A 19,930-nucleotide genomic window follows, 5' to 3' on the forward strand; every position below is an offset into this window, starting at 1 on the left:
CGGGCGGGGAGTTGTCGTGAACGTGACCGGGGCCACACCATGAGCGGGCACTTCGTCAGTAGTCGGAAGCAGCGCACAGACGCGAACGACCGCACGGGATGCGGGTCCCGTGCGGTCGCGTGAAAGGAGTCTCGGCCCAGCGTGGTCAGTGCATGAGTTCGCCCGCGTTCACCAGCAGTTGCTGGCCGGTGATCGCGCGGGCCCGGTCGGAGGCGAAGAAGACCGCCGCGTCCGCCACATCGCCGTCCGTGGCGAGTTCGGGCAGGGCCATCCGTTCGGTGAGCCGTCCCAGGACCTCGTCCTCCGGCACCTTCTCGGTCTGCGCCGTGAACTGGACGAAGGCCTGCACCGGCGGGCCCCACATCCAGCCCGGCAGCACCGTGTTCACCCGGATCCGGTGCGGTCCCAGCTCCCGCGCCAGGGAGTACATCGCGCTCGTCAGCGCCCCCTTCGACGCCGCGTACGCCGCCTGCCACACCTGGGTCGGCGCGGCCACGGCCGACTGCGTCCCGATGATGACGACCGAGCCGCCGCGCTCCTTGAGGGCGGGCAGGCAGGCCCGGGTCATCCGCAGCGTGCCCAGCAGGTTCACGTCGAGCACCCCGCGCCAGGTCTCGAAGTCGGCGTCCTCCAGTCCGCCGAAGTAGCTGTCCCAGGCGGCGACGTGGACCACCGCGTCCACCCCGCCGAACCGCTCGCGCGCCAGCTCGGCGAGGGCCGCGCACTGCCCCTCGTCGGTGATGTCCGTGGCCCGGTAGGCGGTCCGGGCGCCGTCCGGGTCGAGCTCCGCCGCGGCCTTGGCCAGATTGGCCTCCGTGCGCGCCCCGAGCACCGCGTTGCCGCCGTCGCGCACCACGGCCGCGGCCACCTGGTGGCCGAGCCCGGCGCCGACCCCGGAGACGATCACGGTCTTCCCGGCGAGCAGTCCACCATTCCCCATCGGTCGCCTCCTGGCTCTGGCCATCTTTCTGACGGACCGTCAGAGTAGGGGCGTCGCACGGAGGACGGAAGGGGACCGGCATGGACACCCACAGCGAGACCTACGCGGAACTGGCGGCCGTCGGGCCGTACGGGGTGCGCCCCGGGCACGCCCTGATCACCATGGTCGAACCGCATCCGGGGCACGAGTACGCGTACAACCGCTGGTACGAGGACGACCACTACTACGCCGGGGCGATGGCCATGCCCTGGATGTTCGCCGGGCGCCGCTGGGTCGCCACCCGCGACCTCCAGCTCCTGCGCTCCCCGGAGAAGTCGGCGGTCGCCGAGCCGGTCACGGCCGGCTGCTACCTCTCCACGTACTGGGTCACCGAGGGCCGCTACGACGAGCACATGAAGTGGACCGTCGGCATCAACAAGCGGCTCAACCGCGACGGCCGGGTCTACCAGGACCGCACCCACGTCTTCACGGCCTTCCAGGACCACGAGGTGACCGTCTACCGGGACGGGGCGGCGGGCCCCCGGGACTTCCACGCGCTCGACCACCCGTACAAGGGTCTGGTCCTGGAGGTCGTCGACGTCGAGCGCCCCGACCAGCGGGACGCTCTCGTCGAGTGGCTGCGCGCGCGGCACCTGCCGAAGGCCCTCGCCGGGTCGCCGGCGGCCATGGTGACGCTCTTCCGGCCGACGCCGCTGCCGGGCGACAGGATGACGTACGTGAAGCAGGTCGAGGGCGTCGACACCCGGCTGACGCTGCTCTGGTTCCTGGAGGCGGATCCGCGGGAGTGCTGGCAGGAGCGCTTCGCCGGGCTGGGGGAGCAGGTGGCGGGCGCGGGGCTCGGGGCGCGGGTGGAGCTGCTGGCGCCGTTCGTCCCGACGGTGCCGGGGACCGACACCTACGTGGACCGGCTGCGCTGACCGCGCGGGGCGGACACGGCCGAGCCCCCTCGGCCAGGACGGCGGACCAGTCGAGAGGGCTCCCACAGTGATACCGGTAATACCAGTGATACTCGCTGTGCTGATGCGGTTGTTGAGCCGTGGTGCGTCGGCACGCTCGGTGCCGAGGGCCTCTCGGCCCGGTCAGAACGTGCCCGTGCTCACCTCGTGCACGAACGCGCTCCACGAGCCGGGCGTGAAGCCGATCGAGGGGCCTTCCTCGACCTTCGAGTCCCGAACCGCGATCGCGTGGACCACAGGGGACTTGACCTCGACGCACGCGCCGTTGCCCGTGGAATACGAGGACTTGATCCAGGATTCCGTGGCGCCTTGCTGGATTGCCATGTTCGCTCCGGTTTAGCCAGTGGTCGACCAGTGGTCGAATTACGTCCCCGCTCGGGGTTCCAGAGCGGTTCTCGCCAACGGTGATGTCTTGATGGCGTGATCGACGCTACTCGCCAACTCGGGTGCTTGAAGCGGCCATTCACTCGACCGGATGGCATATTCCACTGGGGTCTTCCATTGGTCAGAGGCGAAGGTGTACCGTGCGGCGCCTTTGTCCCGAAGTCGCGGAGAATGCCGAATCTGCCCGGAATTCGATCTTCCGGAAAGGCCGGCCGAAGATCGTCAGCGAGCGTACTCCTTGGCGATCTCGGAGATGAACTGTCGCGATTGCTCCACGTTCAGCGCCTGTGCCCGCAAATGCTCGTACATGACGCTGTATTTCTGTACGTCATTGGCCTTCTCCAGGTACAGGTCGCTGGTGACGCCCTCGATGTAGACCACGCTGGAGTCCGCCGCGTCGGGGAACTCCAGGATCGCGTACTGCCCGTTGAGCCCGGGGTGCGCGCCCATCTCGAACGGGATCACCTGGACCGTGACGTGCGGCCGCTGCGACTGCTCGACCAGGTGCTCCAGCTGCTCGCGCATGATGCCCCGGCCGCCGACCGTGCGGCGCAGCGCCGCCTCGTCGAGCACCGTCCACAGGCGCAGCGGGTTGTCGGGCGCCTGGATGCGCTCCTGGCGCCGCATCCGGACCTGGACGCGCTTGTCGATGTCCGACGGCGTCGTCTCCGGCAGCGCGCCGTTGATGAGCGACTCCGCGTAGCCGCGGGTCTGCAGCAGGCCCGGCACGACCTGGGGGTCGTAGACGCGCAGGCTGGCCGCGTCGGTCTCCAGGCCGATGTAGACGCTGTACGGGATGTCGCCGAAGGAGTGCCACCAGCCCTGCTGACGCGAGTCCTTGGCCATCTGCATCAGCGAATCCACGATGCGGTGGTCCTCGACCTCGTAGACCCCGCACAGGTCGCGCACATCGCGCTGGCTGATGCTGCGCCGCCCGTTCTCCAGGCGGCTGATCTTCGACTGCGACACCAGCAGGCGCTCGGCGACCTCTTCGGCGGTCATGCCCTTGAGCTCCCGGAGCCTCCGCAGCTCCTGGCCCAACCGGCGTCGCCTGACGGTGGGATTGACGTTGGACGCCACGGGACGTGCACCTCCGGCTGCGTGCATTTTTTTGTACGTTGCGTATCTGCTGCTCAGCAGATTGCCACCAACGGGCCGTCACCGCTGCCAAACAGCGGATATGTGAGGGGTGTGCAGCTATGACAGAGCTGCGACGCGCCCGCACGCGACCGCGCGGGGTGATGTCCCGGGGTCCGGCTCCCGCGGTGCGGAAGACGGACGTCCGGTGCATCACCCCGCGCGGTACAGCGGCTCCCGAACCGGGTCTTGGGGACTGCGGTGCGGCGCTGTCGGTGCGGCTGGTGCGTCAGTTGCCCGTGGTGCGTGTGCTGCGTGCACGGCGGGTGGTGCCGTGCCTGCGGCCTCCGAGTCTCCTCAGTGGGCCGCGACGCGCGCCATGGGGCCGTGGTGGTGCTGCTGCATCGGAACGCCCCGTGCGGGCTCCGGTGCACCCCGGCCCGCCGGGGTGGCGGGCGAGCGGCGTGGCTGCGCGGCCACCCCGTTCTGGACGTCCATCACGGCGTGCGCCACGAGGCCGCCCATCGGGTCGTGCCTGATCAGATCCCGCAACCGGGAGCGGGACGATCGTCCCTCGTTCCCCGGGTACAGGTGCTTGCCGAGTCCGACCGCGTGGGCCAGTGCGGCGAGCGCCGCGGTCCGTGGGTCCGGCGGGACGCCGGTACGGATCGCACTGTCCAGCCGGGCCCTGATCTCCCGGCTGATCGCCGTGTCCGTCGCCTGGTAGCGAGTCGTCGGCAGTACCCCGCACATCTGGCCGGCCACGGCATGCACCATGCCGCACCGCTCCAGGTGCGAGAGGTAGGTCTGGCGGAGCCCCAGTCGTGGCCCGCCAATCCAGTGGACCGCCCGTACGGGAGCGCCACGCCTTCGCAGCAACTCCAACGCGCAGTCCAGAGTCGGATCTCCGGTCGGCCGTGGTGCCACCACGGCGATACGATCCCCGTCTGGGGCTATCCGTCCGGCCAGCGCCAGCTCTACTAGCTGTGCTCCGGCCAGACCTAGGTCGAGCGACTGCGGCTGCGCTGTGGTACCCGTGGCCGGGTCCAGAGCGAGCAGCAGAAGCTCCTCCGGAATTGTTCTGCGGCTCCTGCCCATCCATGCCTCCCCGCGTGGATGAATGACAGGGTGACCCCTCTCACATTGGTCTGTCGAGAGTGCGTGGGGGCTTTGGGTGGGAACCAGTAGGTATGTCGTTCTCGTCTACCACCAGGGTTAAGCCCCCACACAGGACACTGGTACATGGTTCGGACAGCGCTGGTTTGCGTCGGCGTCTAGTCGTTAGCGGTCGAGGAGGCATCGGTGGCGGGGACCCCCGACAGGTCGGGAGAGCAGCAGGCGTCGGGAGGCCCGGGCTCGCAGGAGCGCGATCCGCGCCTCGCTGTGGCGCGGGAGACGAGCCCGGAGGCGGATCGCGCTACAGCGGTCTTCTCGGTCCGTGACGCGGCGGGGACGGGGTCCGGTTCCGGATCCGGTTCCACGAGCACGGAGACGGGTGCACGGGCGGAGGCGGAGTCGGCCTCCGGGACCGGTTCCGGCGCGGACGAACCCGGCGACGCGCGCTTGCGCGCCGCCGTGGCCGCGTGGGTCTCCGGCGGCGGTACGGGTGACAGCGCGGAGGGCTCCGCCGGGTCGGGGTCCGATGAGGACGAGCCCGAGGCGGAGGCGAAGGCTGAAGCTGAGCCCGAGGCTGAGGCTGAGTCCGAGTCCGAGTCTGAGTCCGAGGCGGAGGCTGCGGCTGAGGAGGGCGGGTCCGGTGACGCCGAGCCCGAGCCCGAGGATGCCCGGCCCGCTGAGGCCGCGGACGACTCCGGTGCCGAGGAGTCGGCCGCCGAGCCTGCCGACGCCGAGCCCGAGGACGCCGAGCCCGCCGTGGCCGAGGCCGTGGCGAAGGCGGCTGCCCTGGACGCGGAGGCCGAGGCGGCCGAAGCCAAGCTCGTCGCCCCGAGCGCCAAGAGCGGCGACGCCGAGGACGCCGAGGACGCCGACAACGGCGAGGACGCGGAGCCCGAGCCCGCCGAGGCGGAAGCCTCGGACAAGGGCGGGGACACCAAGGACACCGGCACCAAGGACACCGCTCCGGAGTCCGAGGCGAAGGCCGAGCCCGCCACGGCGGACGACGCCGACGCCGACGACGCCGACGACGCCGACGACGCCGACGAGAAGGCCGACCCCGAGCCCGCGGCCGTGGACCAGCCCACCGCCGTCTTCAAGGCCGTGCAGCGGCCCGTGGACCAGCCGACCACGATGCTGAAGTCGCCCGCAGCCGGGGCCGGGAAGGCCGAGGCCAAGGCGAAGGAAGAGTCCGAGGCGGAGCGGACCAGCCGGTTCGTGCCGCTCAAGTCGCTCGACGACGGCGCGGGAACCGGTGCCGCGAAGGCGGAGGCTCCCGCCGTCGCCGAGCCCGAGCGGACGCGGCAGCAGCCGCTGCCGCCGAAGCCGCCGCTGGACCTGCTCGCCGAGCTGACCAACACCCCGCCCCCGCCGGAGACCCGCACCCGCACCGCGGTCCGCCGGGTCAAGGTGTGGACGCCGATCGTCATTCTCCTGATCGTCGCGTTTGCGATCGTGCAGGCCGTGCGCCCGCTCCCGACGCCGACCCTCGCGCTGACCGCCGACGACTCGTACTCCTTCGACGGCGACAGCACGAAGCTGCCGTGGCCGGACGAGGGCCAGGGCTGGATGGACGTCCAGGGCATCGGCTCCATGGACGACTTCGGCAAGCAGACGCCGGTGCCGATCGGCTCGGTCGCCAAGTCCATGACCTCGTACATCATCCTGCGCGACCACCCCCTGAAGGCGGGCGCGGCCGGGCCCGAGATCACCGTCGACAAGACCGCCGAGAAGGAGGGCGGCTACGACGCCGACGGGCAGAACGAGTCGACGCTGAACACCGTCAAGGAGGGCGACAAGCTCTCCGAGAAGGACGCGCTGTCGGCCGTCATGATCCCGTCGGCCAACAACATCGCGCGGCTGCTCGCGCGCTGGGACGCCGGTTCCGAGGAGGCGTTCGTCAAGAAGATGAACGCCACCGCCAAGAAGCTCGGCATGAAGAACACCACGTACACCGACCCCTCGGGCCTGAAGGAGAGCACCGTCTCCACCGCCGAGGACCAGGTGAAGCTCGGCAACGAGCTGGTGCAGATCAAGGCCCTCACCGACATCACCAAGCTGCCGACGTGGAAGGACCCGTCGGGCAAGACGTGGACCAACTACAACCGGCTCGTGCCCTACGACGGCGCCGTCGGCATCAAGACGGGCACGACGACGAAGGCGGGCGGCAACCTGCTGTTCGCGGCCACCAAGGAGGTCGGCGGCGAGACCGTCACCGTCGTCGGCGCGATCCTCGGCCAGCACAGGGCGCCGATCATCGACACCGTCAACGCGGTCAGCAAGACGGCGATGATCGCCGCCCAGGGCGCCCTGAAGCCGGCGACCATCCTCAAGAAGGGCGACGTCGTCGGGTACGTGGACGACGGCCTCGGCGGGCACACGCCGGTCGTGCTGACCAAGAACGTCACAGCCGTCGGCTGGGCCGGCAAGACCGTCAAGCTGGAGATCGGCGACAAGAGCGGGAAGACAGTTCCGCACACCGCCACCGCCGGCACCGAGGTCGGCGTGCTCAAGGTGGGCGACGGGGAGGGCGGGGCCGTCGAGGTGCCCGTCGCGCTGCAGAGCGACCTCGCCGAGCCCGGCTTCGGAGCGAAAATCAAGCGCGTCGGGTGACGTCGTAGCGGGAGGCTGGTGCGCACCGGCCTCCCGCGGCGCCCGTTCACAGGCGCCGTGCTAGCGTCGCGAGACCGGGGCAGGACCGGGGCGTTCGGGACGTACCCCTCGGTCGTCACAACGGGTACGTACGGGGAGTGTCAGCAGTGGCCACAGCGGAGCCGACGCGTGCCGACGACGCGGAGCCGGGCTCGGAGCGCGTACGAATACGGCCCGCGCAGCAGCCGCGCGGTGCGGCGTGGGAGGCGTCGGCGCGGTTCGCCGCACGCCATCCCGTCCTGGTCGTCACCGCGATCGCCGGGGTCCTGCACCTCATCTGGTTCTTCACGTTCGCGAACAGCGGCGGTGACCTCGCCGCGCAGGACGCCTGGGCCGAGTTCGTGGGCCGGCACCCCGACTCCGCGTACAACCTCGCCTGGTACGGCGGCATGCACCCGGTCTCGTACAGCGTGGTGTCGCCGTATCTGATGTCCGTGCTCGGCGTGCGGACCACCATGATGATCGCGGGGACGCTCTCCGCCGCCCTGCTGACCCTCATCCTGATCCGTACGCGGGCCGTCGCGAAGCCGCTGTGGCCCGCGCTCGCCGGGGTCTTCGCGCTGCTGTGCAACGCCGCGTCGGGCCGCGTCACCTTCGGGCTCGGCATGATGTTCGGGCTCGGTGCCGTCGCCGCCGTCTTCTGCTGGCCCTACCGCTGGCGCTTCAAGCGGTGGGCGAAGGCCGTCGTCGCCGCGCCGCTCGCCGGTGTCGCGACCGCCTGCTCGCCGGTGGCGGGGCTGTTCGTGGGGCTCGTCGCCGTGGCGCTCTTCCTCCAGAAGAGACGGCCCGGGGCGTACGCGCTCGGGATCGCGCCCGCCGTCGTGGTCGGGCTCTCGGCGTGGCTGTTCCCGTTCTCGGGGACGCAGCCGATGTCGTTCTGGTCGGCGCTGCTGCCGATGGTCTACGGCGTCCTCACCTACGCCCTCGTACCGAAGGAATGGGTGACGGTCCGGATCACGTCCGCCGTCTACACCCTCGCCGTGCTGCTCGTGTGGCTGATCAGCTCGCAGATCGGCTCCAACATCACCCGCCTTCCGATGCTGTTCGCGGGTGTCGCGCTGCTCGCCGCGCTGCCGTTCACCGTGCCGCGGTCCCGGAAGTGGTACGTCATCGTCGTCGCGTTCGCCGGGTTCAACGGCTGGATCGGCTTCAAGTCCGTCGACGACGTCGTGCACACCACCCCCGCCGCCTCCTGGGCCCGCGAGCTGGCGCCGCTCGTCAACGAGCTCCAGCAGGTCAGTGCCGAGCGCGGCCGCGTCGAGGTCGTGCCCGCCCGCTCGCACCGGGAGGCGTCCGCGCTCGCGCCGTACGTGAACCTGGCGCGCGGCTGGAACCGCCAGGCCGACATGGACCGCAACCCGCTCTTCTACGACGACACCCTGAACTCCGCGAACTACCACGAATGGCTCAAGCGGTGGGCCGTGCACTACGTGGTGCTGCCGAAGGGGGAGCCCGACGGGTCCGGCGGCGAGCGCGAGCGGGAGCTGGTGCAGCGCGGGCTGCCCTATCTGAAGCAGGTGTGGGGCGACGCGAACTGGCAGCTGTTCGCCGTCACCGACCCGACGCCGCTGGCCGAGCCGCACGCCGTGGTCGACGCCGCCGAGCAGGGGGAGCTGACCATCGAGGTGACGAAGCCGGGGCGGGTGCTGATCCGGATTCCCTACTCGCCGTGGCTGTCGGTCGTCGGCGCCGACGGCAAGAGTGTCGGTACGCCGCAGGAGACCGAGGCGTCGAAGCGGGCGCGGGAGGGCGACGACAGGCTGCCGCGGTCGTTCGACAATGTGCACGGGTGCCTGATGGAGACCGAGAAGGACGACTCCGGTGACCAGTGGACGGTGCTGCTCGCCCCGAAACCCGGCACCTATCGCCTCGCGGCGCCGTACCAGTGGTCGCGGGGCACCCCGTGCCCGGAGGAACTCCGCTGACGGGCGGTTCGGTCGGGTCGTCTTCCGGCTGACGGCCGGTGGCCGCTTCTCGCGCAGTTCCCCGCGCCCCTGAAAGGCCTGCGGCCTTCAGGGGCGCGAGGAGCCCCACCGGGCCTCAGCCGTGCAGCAACTCCGCGAGGCGATCGAGCTGGGCCGGGTCCTCCAGGGCCGAGCCGACGGCGACGACGCGGGCGCCGGCCTTCAGGTAAGCGGCAGCGTTCCCGGCATCCACACCCCCGGTCGCCACGAACGGCACCTCGGGGAACGGCCCCTGCATGGCCCGGAACCACTCCACCCCCAGCACACTCGCCGGAAAGGCCTTCAGCCAGTCAAGCCCGAGCCCCCGCGCGGCCTGCACATCGGTGGCCGTCGCCACCCCGGGCAGATGCGGCAGCCCGGCGACGGCACTGGCCCGCGCCACGGCGGCGTTCAGCCCGGGGGCCACCGTGAACGCGGCCCCGGCCGCCACCGCCCGGTCCAGCCGCTCGGCGCTGGTGACCGTCCCGGCCCCCACGGGTTTCCCCCGCTCGGCCCCGGCGGCGACCACGGCGCCCAGCACCCGCGCCGCCTCCTCGCTCTGCACCGGCACCTCGACACACTCGATCCCCAGGTCCCAGGCCCGCGAGGCCAGCTCTACGGACCTGTCGGCGGACATCCCGCGCAGGATCGCCATCACCGGCACCCCGGCGAACAGCGAGTCGAAGGTGGTCCCGGCGGGCTTGTCGTCGGTCACGGTCGCCATCCCAGCTCCTTGGAGATCGTCTCGGCGGTGGTCAGCAGATCGGGCAGGACGTCACGGACGAGCGCGTCGAGGCCGGCCCGCGCCTTGAGCGCGGTCACCGACACGGCCGCGACGACCGCGCCGCCGCAGTCCCGTACGGGGACGGCGACACAGTTCACGTAGGACTCGTACTCGCCGTCGTCGACGGCCCACCCGCGCGCCCGCACCGTGGCGAGGCCCGCCCGGTAGACCGCCGGGTCGGTGATCGTCGTATCGGTGCGCGGCGCGAAGTCGCAGTCGCGGAGCAGGAGTTCGGCCTGTTCGGGCGGAAGGTGCGCGAGGATCGCCTTGGCGGCCCCGGCCGTGTGCAGCGGCACCGGCCGCCCGATCTCGGCGTACAGCCGCACCCCGTCCGCCGGGTCGACCTTGTCGGCGTAGACGATCCGCTCGTCCTCCAGCGCGGCGAGGTGCACGGTGTGCCCGCAGGCCGCGCCGAGGGCCCGCAGCGGTTCGGCCGCGATGTCCCGCAGTCCGAACTGTTCCCGGGCCAGCCGGGCGAGTCCGGCGAGCCGGTACCCGACCGCGTACCGCCCGTCGGGCAGCCGGCGCGCGAGTCCGCCCTCGGTGAGCGACTCCAGGATGCGCAGCGCGGTCGAGCGGTGCACGCCGAGATGGTCGCCGACCTCGGTCTGGGTGCGGGGGCTGCGGGCGACGTACTCCAGGATGTCGATGGCCCGCCGTACGGTCTGGGACACGGGGTCACCCACTCTCTTCGAAGGCGGCCGGGACGTAGTCCTCGATGGAGCGCAGGGTGCGCCCGGCGAGCCGGTGGCCGAGGGCGAGGCGGTCGCGCGGCGCCGCACCGGCGAGCAGCCCGCCGAGATACCCGGCGGCGAACGCGTCCCCCGCGCCGACCGCCTCGACGACCTCGACGGCGGGCGCGGCCACGAACTCCCGCACTCCTGACCCGAACACGGTCGCGCCGACAGCCCCGTCCTTCACCACGAGGGTGCCGCGCGGCGCCAGATGGGCGTGCAGCTCGTCGGCGGTGGCGGTGCCCCACAGCGCCTCGCCCTCGTCCCGCCCGACGAGCACGATGTCGGCCCGGTGGGCGAGAGCGAGCAGTTCCTTCGCCGCCGCATCCACCGAACTCCACAGTGCTGGGCGGTAGTTGACGTCGAAGGAGAGCGGAACGCCGTGCCTGGAGGCCCGTTCGGCGAGGGCGGCGACGGCTCCGGCGCAGCCGTCGGACAGTGCCGGGGTGATCCCGGTCAGGTGCAGGAGCCGTACGCCGTCCAGGTCGATGCCCTCGGTGTCGGCGGCCGTCATCCGGGAGGCGGCCGAGCCGCGCCGGTAGTAGTGGACACGGGTGGTGCCGTCCGGGCCGGGGTCCTTGAAGTAGACGCCGGTGGGGGCGAGGGGGTCGACGGTCACCTGCGAGACGTCCACCCCGCGGCCCGCGACCGCCGTGACGGTCCGCCGCCCGAACGGGTCGTCGCCGACCCGGCTCACCCAGGCCGCCCGATGCCCCAGATCGGCGAGGTACTGCGCCACGGTCGACTCGGCGCCCGCGACGGCGAGCCGCATCTCCCCGCTGTGCTCAAGGCCCGCGCCGTCGGCCGGGGTCAGCTGCGCCATGGTCTCGCCGAGGCAGATCACCTCGGGGCGGTACGGGGGCGGCACGATCGGCTCCTGTTCGTCGGCGCGGAGGGGCGGGGCGGACTCCGACCGACGCTAACAGTCGCTGCGCAACGAGCGTGCACATGTTGCAACAGCCTTCCGAGGGGGCGCCCGGAAACGGGGTGCGGCCGCCCCGCGCCGCCCGGCATGCTGCGCACCATGCCCTTCCTGACCCAGCCCGCCATCCCGCCCGGCACCTTCTCCCGTACCCCGCAGCCCACCCTCCGCACGGCCGACGACGCACTCGCCCTGCGCCCCTTCGAACCCGCGGACGCGGCCGCCGTCCACCTCGCCTTCCAGGACCCGGTGCTCCAGTACTGGCACATCCGCTCCATGGACTCCACGGACGAGGCGGGGGAGTGGGTGGAGTCCGTGCGCGAGGGCTGGCGCAAGGAGACCTCCGCCCAGTGGCTGGTGGTCCGGGCCGACGGCGGGGAGGCGCTCGGCAGGATGGCCCTGCGGCAGATGAACCTGGAGGACGGGGTCGCCGAGGTCGGCTACTGGGTGACGGCGGCCGCCCGGGGCCTCGGCGTGGCTCCCCGCGCGCTGACCGCGATGACGGACTGGGCCCTGGCGGCCGGTTTCCACCGCATCGACCTGGAGCACTCCACCGGCAACGAACCCTCGTGCCGGGTCGCGGAGAAGGCCGGGTACCCGCTGGAGGGCGTCCGGCGCAGTTCCGCCCTGCACGCGGACGGCTGGCACGACATGCACGTCCACGTGCGCATCCAACACCCCTGACGGGCGGGGGAGTTACGGCAGGCCGATCCCGGCCGCGATCCCGACCGCCGGCACGGCGAGCCCGACCAGCAGGCCCACGGCCACCCACTCGGCGCGGGTGAAGTCTGACGCGGCCCGTGCCGGAAGTGTGACAGCGCCGCCGCGGCCCACTCCGCACCGAAGCTGCCCGAAGTCCCCTTGACAGGGTGCGTACTGTTTCGCCACCTTTGAGCCCTATGGGGGGAACAGGGGGGAGCTCATGCTGCGCGCCCCTGCGGAAGGGCGGTCGAACGCACGGTGAACATCACCACGTACAGACCCGGTGAGCTGAGCGCGTCGCTGCGTGCCGCGTGGCACGAGACCATGGACGACGCGCCGGACTACCAGAACCCCTTCCTCTCACCGGAGTTCGCCGCCGGGGTCGCCCGGCACCGGCCCGGGGTGCACGTGGCGGTGTTGCGGGAGGGCGGCGAGGCGGTCGGCTTCCTGCCCTACGAGCGGGGCCCGCTCGGCATCGGGCGTGCCATCGCTCTCGGCCTGTCCGACTGCCAGGCGCTGGTGCACCGGCCGGGCGTCGGCTGGGACACCCAGCAGCTCCTGAAGGCCTGCGGGCTCGCGGTGTTCGAGTTCGACCACCTCGTGGAGGACCAGAAGCCCTTCGGCCGGTACGTCACCGGCACGTTCGCCTCCCCGGTGCAGGACCTCAAGGACGGCGGCCACGACTCCTATCCGGAGTGGCTGCGGGCCACCTGTCCAGGCCAGGCCAGGACGATGCTGAAGAAGGAGCGCCGCCTGACCCGGAACGCGGGGGAGATGCGCTTCGTCTACGACGAGCAGGACCCGGCCGTGCTGCGCCGGCTGATGCGCTGGAAGTCGGCCCAGTACCGCCGCACCGGCCGGATGGACCGCTTCGCCCGCCCCTGGATCGTGGGCCTGGTGAGCGACCTCGCCACCGTCCATGAGCCCCACTTCACCGGCGTGCTCTCCGTCGTCTACGCGGGCGAGCGCCCGGTCGCCGCGCACTTCGGTCCGACGTCCCGCACGGTCTTCGCGGGCTGGTTCACCGCGTACGACCCCGAGTTCAGTTACTACTCGCCCGGCCTGATGATGCACCTGCGGATGGCCGAGACGGCGGGCCGGCGCGGCATCCGGATGATCGACTGGGGGCGCGGCGAGAAGGAGTACAAGGACCGGCTCAAGACCCGTGAACTGCGCGTCACCGAGGGCATCGCCGGCCGCCCGCACCCGGTGGCGGCCGTCCACCGGCTGTGGCGCCGCCCGGTCCGCGGCCTGCGCAACACGGTCCTGGCCCACCCCGCGCTCCGTGACCGCGCGGACCGGCTCCTGAGGACGGTGGGCGCGCTGCGCGAGTAGGGCCGCCCCGCCGTCAGACCTTGCGGCCCACGCCCCCGTAGAACCCGATCCTGGCCGCCTCCGCGGGCGGCGGGGAGTCGGGCCGCCAGTACGAGATCTGGGCGAGGCCGGGGTCGACCAGCTCGAACCCCTCGAAGAACCGCTCCACCCGGTCCCTGGCCCGCAGATTCAGCGAGGCGGAGGCCTTGCTGCTGTATCCGGCCTCGGCGTTCCTGCGGTCCGCGAAGTCGCCCGTGGCGTGCGAGAGCACCAGATAGCTTCCGGTGGGCAGTGCGTCGCGCAGCTCGGCGGCGACCCGCTCCGGCTCGTCGGCGTCGGTGAGGAAGTGCAGCACGGCGACGAGCAGCAGCACCACCGGCTCGTCGAAGTCGATCAGCCGCCGCACGTCGGGGTGTCCGGTGATGCTCCCCGGATCCCGTACGTCGCCCAGGACGATGCCCGTCGAGCCGGTCCGGCTGAGCAGCGCGTCGCCGTGCGCCTTCACGATCGGGTCGTTGTCGACGTACGCGACGTGCACGCCCCCGGGGGCGACCTCCTCGGCGATCTCGTGCACGTTCGGCGAGGTCGGCAACCCGGTCCCGATGTCCAGGACTTGACGCACCCCCTGCCCCACGGCGAACCGCACGGCCCGCTCCATGAACGCCCGGTTGGCCCGCACCCCGTCCCGCGCCTCGGGCGCCACGGCGATCAGATCCTCACCGGCCTGCCGGTCCACGTCGTAGTTGTTCTTGCCGCCCAGCAGGTAGTCGTAGATCCGGGCAGGATGCGGCCTGCTGGTGTCGATCACCCCGGCCTGCATGTCGTCCCGCAGCACGTTGCGCTCCCTCCGCGATCAGTTGCGAACAGCTTCGCACATCAACTAACCATCGGGATCGCACAGTTGACGGCAATCCTTGCGGAGCAACTGAGTAGCTGTACTCATGTGCGGCGCCGACCGCGTCAGCATGCTGGACGGTATGCGAGGGACGGAACGTCACCGGCGATCGGAGTGGTGATGAGACTGAGGCCCGAGGTCGCACCGTCGACCGGCGCGCAAGTCGGGGTCGGCGTGGCGCTTCTCATCGTCGATCTGATGGTCATCGCCTATCTGGTGCTGCTCCGCTACGGAATGACGGGCTGGGCCGATTCCTTTGACAGCGTCAATCCGCCCGATGCGCCGCGCGAGGCGTTGCGGGGCATGCTCCTTCTGCTGGGCGGCGCGGTCGTCACAGGCGGTGGCCTCCTCGCCCTGGGATGGCGTATCCCCGGCGTCGTGCAACTGATCGTCCTGGGAGCCGCAGCGGGGCTGCTCGCCTGTTTGGCTGCCCGCGGATAGCGAACGCCTACCGCACCCCTGAACCTCCGCCGATCTCACGGGCGGCCGGGCCGGCAGTGGCGGTCAGGCTCCATGCTCCGGCCGAGCGCACCTGGTAGTAGCCGCTGGCCGGCCACTGGAAGGTGTGCTCTCCGGTACGGGCCTCAGCCACCGTCACCCGATAGGCAAGGCCACTGTCCAACGCCTCCAACTGAACGAGGCCCGGCCCCGCGTAATGCAGGACGCCCGGTCCCGGTCCCCCTCGGAAGTGCACGACGTCCGATCCGGTCCCGCTGATCTCGTCATGGAATCGCGGTACTTCCCGCAATGGGGCCGCGGTCGCCGTCCACGGCGCGCGTTCCCCAGCGGTGAACACGCGAAAGGCGGTCGCCCTGCCCTTTTCCGGCAGCGGAATCCGAGCGGTGACGGGGGTGCCGTCGCCGGACAGCCGGTAGAGGCGCGAGGATCGCTCTCTCCTGCGGTTTTCGAAGCGCACATGCACCTGTGTCCGCGCGTCGGTCGAGAAGACCATCACGGCCGGCCGGTACGACGGCATCGCGAGCCGATGGGGCTTCTCGACGCTGCCTCCGTCACCGCTGACCTGCGTCCGGGTCGCGCGCGTCGGCGCCGCCGGCCCGGGGCTCTTCGTCAGACGAACCGCGACGTCGAGGGCACCCTTCTCAGGAACCTCGTCCTCGATCCCGGTGACCGTCGCCCGTTCACGCCCGCGCCATGTCCATAACCGCCGCAGCCTCCTGCCCACCCCTCTGCGCATGGCCGCAATGATGCCGCACGCCCTGCCTGCACCGACGGCAGCCCGGGGCGGCCGACTGAAGCTCTCAGCCGCAGTGGGCAGGCGTAGACGCCAAAGGCCCCGGACCATGATCGGTCCGGGGCCTTTTGGCTGGTGCCCCCGGCAGGATTCGAACCTGCGACACCCGCTTTAGGAGAGCGGTGCTCTATCCCCTGAGCTACGAAGGCGGGACATGGCGGCGCGGATGATGGTGCAGCGCCGTCGCGGACAGTGTAGCGGAGGGTGGTTGGGGCGGGTGGGGGGCTTGGGGTGGGGTCAGGGGAGGGTCAGGGTTTCCAGGAGCGCCGTCACGCCGCTGTGGATCGACGGGGAGTCGGCGCCCTCGGCGTAGAGGGTGGTGAACGTCTCCGGGGAGAGGGCCGCGCGGACCGCTGATTCGCAGGTCCGGCGGTGTTCGGTCATCTCCGGGGAGCCGAGGTGCGGGGTTCCCAGGACGTTCCAGGCGCGGTCGACCAGGCCGAAGATGCGGGCCGCCAGTTCGGGGCGGTGGTCGCCCGTGGCGGCGAGGGCCAGGGAGTCCAGGGTGACCGCGATGCCGTAGAGGTCGTCCAGGTGGCACTTGGCCTCCAGGGACGAGCAGAGGGGGGCGATCGCCTCGGCCGGGCTGCCCTGGGCGATGCACTGGTTGCCCCAGACGTAGTCGGCGTAGGCGCCCGCCCACATCTCGCCGATCGGCGATGTCAGCTCCTTGAGGCGGTCGACGCGGGCCCGCACTCCGTCGGCGTCGCCGAGCATCATGTGCGCGTAGCCCCACACCGGCAGCGAGATCAGCTCGATGATGCGCGGGCCGGTGCGGGCGGCCTGCTCGTGGGCCGCGGCGTACAGGGGGAGGGCCTGGTCGGGGGCGCCCTGGAGGGTCAGGGCGCTGGCGTGCACGCACAGGGCGCCGGCCAGCGCGGGCTCGTCGGCGTACTTCTCGGCCAGCGCCCGCGCCTCGGACGTCAGCCGGCTCGCGGCCTCCAGGTCGCCCTGGCCGACGGCGACCATGCCGCACGACCACAGCGCCCGCGCGGCCCCGCGCGGCCGGTCGGGGGCCAGGGCGAGGGCCGCCTCCGTGTAGTGCCGGCCCTCGCGCAGGTGCCCGCAGCAGAACCAGAAGTAGACGAGGTCGCTCGCCATCTCCAGGGCCGTGTCGGGCTCGCTGAGCAGACAGGTGTCGAGGGCGGCCCGCAGATTGGGCAGCTCGGTGACCGTGCGGGCCTGCCACTGCGCCTGGTCGGGGCCGATCCACTCCTGGTCGCCGCGGTGCGCCAGGTGCCGGTAGTAGTCGCGGTGGCGCAGCCGCAGCCGGTCGCTCTCGCCGAGCCGGTCGAGCCATTCGGCGCCGTACTCGCGCACGGTGTCGAGCAGCCGGTAGCGGGAGTCCTGTGGCGGGCCCTCGCGCAGCAGGACGGACTTGGCGACGAGCCCGTGCAGGACCTCCGTGAGATCGCAGTCGGCGAGCGGCTCCGCGCTGCACACGAAGTCGACGGCCCTGGCGTCGAAGCTGCCGGGGAAGACCGAGAGCCTCGCCCACAGCAGCCGCTCCTGCGGGGTGCACCACTCGTGGCTCCAGCCGATGGTGGTGCGCAGGCCGCTGTGCCGGACGGGCCGGTGGACCGTCGGGACGCAGTCGTCGAGGCCCTCGTCGGTGACGGGCGGTTCGGCGCCGGCGTTCGACGACAGGACGTTCAGCCGTTCGTCGAGGCGGTGGACGAGATGGTCGACCGAGGTGGCCCGGAGCAGGCCGGCGGCCAGTTCGATGGCGAGCGGCACGCCGTCCAGCAGGGCGCACAGGCGGGCCAGTTCGGCCTGGTCGGCGTCGTCCGGGACGTGCTCGTCGTCCGGCCAGGCGCGGGCGCGCAGCAGTGCCGGGCCCTCGCCCTCGGGGTCGCTGTCCATGGGGCCGACGGCGACGCGGTGCTCGTCCGGGATGTCGAGGGCCTGCCGGCTGGTGGCCAGGATGCGCAGTCCCGGTGCGGCCGCGAGCAGCGTCCTTGCCAGTTCGGCGCATTCCTTGACGAGGTGCTCGCAGGTGTCGAGGACGAGGAGCAGTTCGCGGTCGCGCAGGTAGTCCGAGAGGACGTCGACGAGGGGGCGGTTCGTCTGGTCGGCCACCCCGAGCACGCCCGCGACCGTGTGTTCCAGCAGGTCGGGGGAGAGGACCGGGGACAGCTCCACCAGCCAGGCGCCCTGCGCGAGTCCGGGCGCGGTCCGCGCGGCGGCCCGCAGCGCGATCCGGGTCTTGCCGATGCCCCCCGGGCCGGTGAGGGTGACGAGCCGTGCGGTGCGAAAGGCCTCCAGGACCTCGTCCGTCTGCCGGGACCGGCCGATGAACGCCGTCGTCTCCAGGGGCAGGTTGCCGTGCTTGGGGTTGTTGCTCTGCGTGGCCATGGGGGGAACTCACCTCTCCCAGCGGGAACTCCGGAGGACTCCACTGGTGGACCGGTTTCCAGACACGGAGCGTTGCACACCGGGAGACCCGCTGTCACTCGAACGGGGGACACCCGCCGGATGCGGCCGGAACACGGTCGAAGGGTGGGCTGTGCAGGCATCTTGACGCGGGGCGGGGACGGGGACGTACCGTCCGGTATGGCCTCGTCCCCGGAAGACCTGAGAGCCCTGGAAGCCCTGCTCACCGCCCCCGGTGCGCCCTTCGACGTCGTACGTGACGAGGCCGGACGCCTCGCGTACGCCGAAGGGCCGCGCACGCTGCGGGAGTTCGCCGAGACGACCTGGGCGTTCGGTGACACACCGTTTCTGATCGCCGACAGCGGCCGGCTCACGTACGGCGAGTTCTTCGCGGACGCGAGCGCGCTGGCCCGGCGCTTCCTGGCCGCCGAGGACGAGGGCGGTTACGGGCTGCGGCCCGGCGACCGTGCCGTGATCGCCCTGCGCAATCATCCCGAGTGGCAGGTCGGCTTCTGGGCGGCCCAGCTGGCGGGTCTGGTGGCGGTGCCGCTGAACTCCTGGTGGACCGCGGACGAGATCGCGTACGCCCTGGACGACTGCCGCCCGCGGGTGCTGTTCGTCGACGGGGAACGGTACGAGCGCGTCACGCCGTGGCTGGACGCCGCCAAGGACGGCGAACGGCCCTGGGTGCTCGTGTGCCACGAGGAGGGGCGGGCGGTGTCCGGGGCGCGCGTCGAGCGGTACGCGGATCTGTCCGCCGCCGATCCGCTGCTCGGGCCGCCCGACGTCGACGTCCTGCCGGACGCGGACGCCACGATCCTCTACACCTCCGGCACCACGGGCCGCCCCAAGGGCGCCGTCGCCACGCACCACGCTCACATGGCCGCCATCGCCAACCCCCGCTATTTCGCGGCGCTTTCCTCCCTCGCGCGGGGTGTCGTCCCCGGACAGGGGCCGCTCCTTCCCGGGCTGCTCACCTTCCCCTTCTTCCACGTCGCGGCCTTCACCGGGTTCTACGCGGCCATGGCGGCGGGCGGGACGCTCGTGCTGATGCGCAAGTGGGACACCGATGCCGCGCTCGCGCTCATCCACGAGCACGGCATCGGGAGTTTCGGCGGGGTGCCGGCCACCGCGCTCCAACTCCTCGCCCGGGCCGATGAGCTGGGTGACGATCTGCCGACCCTGACCATGTTCAACACGGGTGGCGCCGCCGCGCCGCCGGAACTGGTGGCCCGGCTCACCGCGCGCTTCGGCGACCGCATCGAACCCCGCAACGGCTACGGCCTCACCGAGACGCTCGGCGGTATCAGCGCCAACTTCGGCGAGCAGTACCGGCGGCTTCCCGGCAGCGTGGGGCGGCCCGCGCCGACCGTCGAGGCGCGGGTCGCGGATCCGGGCGGGGCGGCGCTCGGCGCAGGGGAGGTGGGGGAGCTGTGGCTGCGCGGGCAGTGTCTGATCCGGGGCTACTGGGAGGATCCGGCGGCGACCGGGGCGGCGTTCACCGACGACGGGTGGTTCAGGACCGGGGACCTCGCCGAGATCTCCTCCGACGGGCTGATCAGCGTCGTCGACCGGATCAAGGACATGGTGATCCGGGGCGGGGAGAACGTGTACTGCGTCGAGGTCGAGGGCGTGCTGCACGGGCATCCCGACGTGCTGGAGGCTGCTGTCGTCGGGGTTCCGCATCCGGTGCTCGGGGAGACCGTCGCGGCGGTGGTGCGGGTGCGGGGCGGTTCCGGGCTCGATGCCGCTGGGGTGCGGGAGTTCGCGGCGCGGTCGTTGGCCGGGTTCAAGGTGCCCGAGCGGGTGGTGGTGCAGGAGGCCGAGTTGCCCCGGAACGCCACGGGGAAGGTGTTGAAGCGGGAGGTGCGACGGGGGTTCGCTTGAGG

At 71.8% G+C, this 19,930-nt stretch carries 17 protein-coding genes and 1 tRNA gene; 7 read left to right on the plus strand and 11 right to left on the minus strand.

The window, feature by feature from the left end; all coding sequences use genetic code 11:
* Nucleotides 1-145: 145 nt before the first annotated feature.
* Entirely contained in the window at nucleotides 146-940 is a 795-nt protein-coding gene (locus ABT127_RS35450) for an SDR family oxidoreductase (protein ID WP_351459413.1), read from the minus strand.
* 80 nt (nucleotides 941-1,020) lie between these two features.
* Between ABT127_RS35450 and ABT127_RS35455 the strand changes: the two genes are divergently transcribed.
* Nucleotides 1,021-1,857 (plus strand): hypothetical protein, encoded by an 837-nt coding sequence (locus ABT127_RS35455; RefSeq protein ID WP_351459415.1) that lies wholly within the window; start codon nucleotides 1,021-1,023, stop codon nucleotides 1,855-1,857.
* A 162-nt stretch (nucleotides 1,858-2,019) separates the two neighbouring features.
* On the opposite strand, the gene ABT127_RS35460 is transcribed toward ABT127_RS35455, so the two are convergent.
* The 3 genes from ABT127_RS35460 to ABT127_RS35470 all read right to left on the minus strand — a co-directional run bounded on the left by ABT127_RS35460 (nucleotide 2,020) and on the right by ABT127_RS35470 (nucleotide 4,455).
* Nucleotides 2,020-2,220: a DUF397 domain-containing protein gene (locus ABT127_RS35460; protein ID WP_351459418.1), complete on the minus strand. Its 201-nt coding sequence runs from the start codon at nucleotides 2,218-2,220 to the stop codon at nucleotides 2,020-2,022.
* Nucleotides 2,221-2,502: 282 nt separating this feature from the next.
* Nucleotides 2,503-3,360: a helix-turn-helix domain-containing protein gene (locus tag ABT127_RS35465; RefSeq protein WP_351459421.1), complete on the minus strand. Its 858-nt coding sequence runs from the start codon at nucleotides 3,358-3,360 to the stop codon at nucleotides 2,503-2,505.
* A 354-nt stretch (nucleotides 3,361-3,714) separates the two neighbouring features.
* Nucleotides 3,715-4,455: a GOLPH3/VPS74 family protein gene (locus ABT127_RS35470; protein WP_351459424.1), complete on the minus strand. Its 741-nt coding sequence runs from the start codon at nucleotides 4,453-4,455 to the stop codon at nucleotides 3,715-3,717.
* Between the two features lie 204 nt (nucleotides 4,456-4,659).
* Between ABT127_RS35470 and ABT127_RS35475 the strand changes: the two genes are divergently transcribed.
* Complete coding sequence (locus tag ABT127_RS35475) at nucleotides 4,660-7,083, plus strand: D-alanyl-D-alanine carboxypeptidase (RefSeq protein ID WP_351459427.1); 2,424 nt, start codon at nucleotides 4,660-4,662, stop codon at nucleotides 7,081-7,083.
* Between the two features lie 146 nt (nucleotides 7,084-7,229).
* Complete coding sequence (locus ABT127_RS35480; protein ID WP_351459430.1) at nucleotides 7,230-9,047, plus strand: DUF8823 domain-containing protein; 1,818 nt, start codon at nucleotides 7,230-7,232, stop codon at nucleotides 9,045-9,047.
* 115 nt (nucleotides 9,048-9,162) lie between these two features.
* Here ABT127_RS35480 and ABT127_RS35485 read toward each other — a convergent pair whose 3' ends face one another.
* The 3 genes from ABT127_RS35485 to ABT127_RS35495 are packed head-to-tail and all read right to left on the minus strand — an operon-like array spanning nucleotide 9,163 to nucleotide 11,451.
* Nucleotides 9,163-9,789, minus strand: coding sequence for a bifunctional 4-hydroxy-2-oxoglutarate aldolase/2-dehydro-3-deoxy-phosphogluconate aldolase (locus tag ABT127_RS35485; RefSeq protein ID WP_351459433.1), 627 nt, complete (start codon nucleotides 9,787-9,789; stop codon nucleotides 9,163-9,165).
* Nucleotides 9,777-10,523, minus strand: a complete 747-nt coding sequence (locus tag ABT127_RS35490; RefSeq protein ID WP_351459435.1) for an IclR family transcriptional regulator — start codon at nucleotides 10,521-10,523, stop codon at nucleotides 9,777-9,779. Before ABT127_RS35490 ends, ABT127_RS35485 begins: the two co-directional genes overlap by 13 nt.
* A gap of 4 nt (nucleotides 10,524-10,527) precedes the next feature.
* Nucleotides 10,528-11,451, minus strand: a complete 924-nt coding sequence (locus tag ABT127_RS35495; protein WP_351459438.1) for a sugar kinase — start codon at nucleotides 11,449-11,451, stop codon at nucleotides 10,528-10,530.
* 156 nt (nucleotides 11,452-11,607) lie between these two features.
* Between ABT127_RS35495 and ABT127_RS35500 the strand changes: the two genes are divergently transcribed.
* Together ABT127_RS35500 and ABT127_RS35505 are read left to right on the plus strand one after the other, a co-directional pair.
* On the plus strand, nucleotides 11,608-12,189 hold the full coding sequence (locus ABT127_RS35500) for a GNAT family N-acetyltransferase (protein WP_351459441.1): 582 nt from the start codon (nucleotides 11,608-11,610) through the stop codon (nucleotides 12,187-12,189).
* A 276-nt stretch (nucleotides 12,190-12,465) separates the two neighbouring features.
* Complete coding sequence (locus ABT127_RS35505) at nucleotides 12,466-13,542, plus strand: GNAT family N-acetyltransferase (protein ID WP_351459444.1); 1,077 nt, start codon at nucleotides 12,466-12,468, stop codon at nucleotides 13,540-13,542.
* Between the two features lie 13 nt (nucleotides 13,543-13,555).
* Here the strand turns inward: ABT127_RS35505 and ABT127_RS35510 are convergent, their stop codons facing one another.
* Complete coding sequence (locus ABT127_RS35510; protein WP_502971834.1) at nucleotides 13,556-14,341, minus strand: SAM-dependent methyltransferase; 786 nt, start codon at nucleotides 14,339-14,341, stop codon at nucleotides 13,556-13,558.
* 195 nt (nucleotides 14,342-14,536) lie between these two features.
* Between ABT127_RS35510 and ABT127_RS35515 the strand changes: the two genes are divergently transcribed.
* Nucleotides 14,537-14,857, plus strand: coding sequence for a DUF6234 family protein (locus ABT127_RS35515; RefSeq protein ID WP_351459449.1), 321 nt, complete (start codon nucleotides 14,537-14,539; stop codon nucleotides 14,855-14,857).
* Between the two features lie 7 nt (nucleotides 14,858-14,864).
* Here the strand turns inward: ABT127_RS35515 and ABT127_RS35520 are convergent, their stop codons facing one another.
* From ABT127_RS35520 to ABT127_RS35530, 3 genes are all read right to left on the minus strand, one after another.
* Nucleotides 14,865-15,611, minus strand: coding sequence for a hypothetical protein (locus ABT127_RS35520; protein WP_351459451.1), 747 nt, complete (start codon nucleotides 15,609-15,611; stop codon nucleotides 14,865-14,867).
* A gap of 130 nt (nucleotides 15,612-15,741) precedes the next feature.
* Nucleotides 15,742-15,817: transfer RNA gene (locus tag ABT127_RS35525), tRNA-Arg, on the minus strand.
* Between the two features lie 88 nt (nucleotides 15,818-15,905).
* Complete coding sequence (locus ABT127_RS35530) at nucleotides 15,906-18,023, minus strand: ATP-binding protein (protein WP_351459454.1); 2,118 nt, start codon at nucleotides 18,021-18,023, stop codon at nucleotides 15,906-15,908.
* Nucleotides 18,024-18,221: 198 nt separating this feature from the next.
* Between ABT127_RS35530 and ABT127_RS35535 the strand changes: the two genes are divergently transcribed.
* A complete protein-coding gene (locus ABT127_RS35535; protein ID WP_351459457.1) occupies nucleotides 18,222-19,928 on the plus strand; it encodes a class I adenylate-forming enzyme family protein in 1,707 nt (568 codons plus the stop codon).
* Nucleotides 19,929-19,930 lie beyond the last annotated feature (2 nt).

The organism is Streptomyces sp. NPDC001904 (genome assembly GCF_040297005.1).
In the GTDB taxonomy this organism is placed as follows: Bacteria; Actinomycetota; Actinomycetes; order Streptomycetales; family Streptomycetaceae; genus Streptomyces.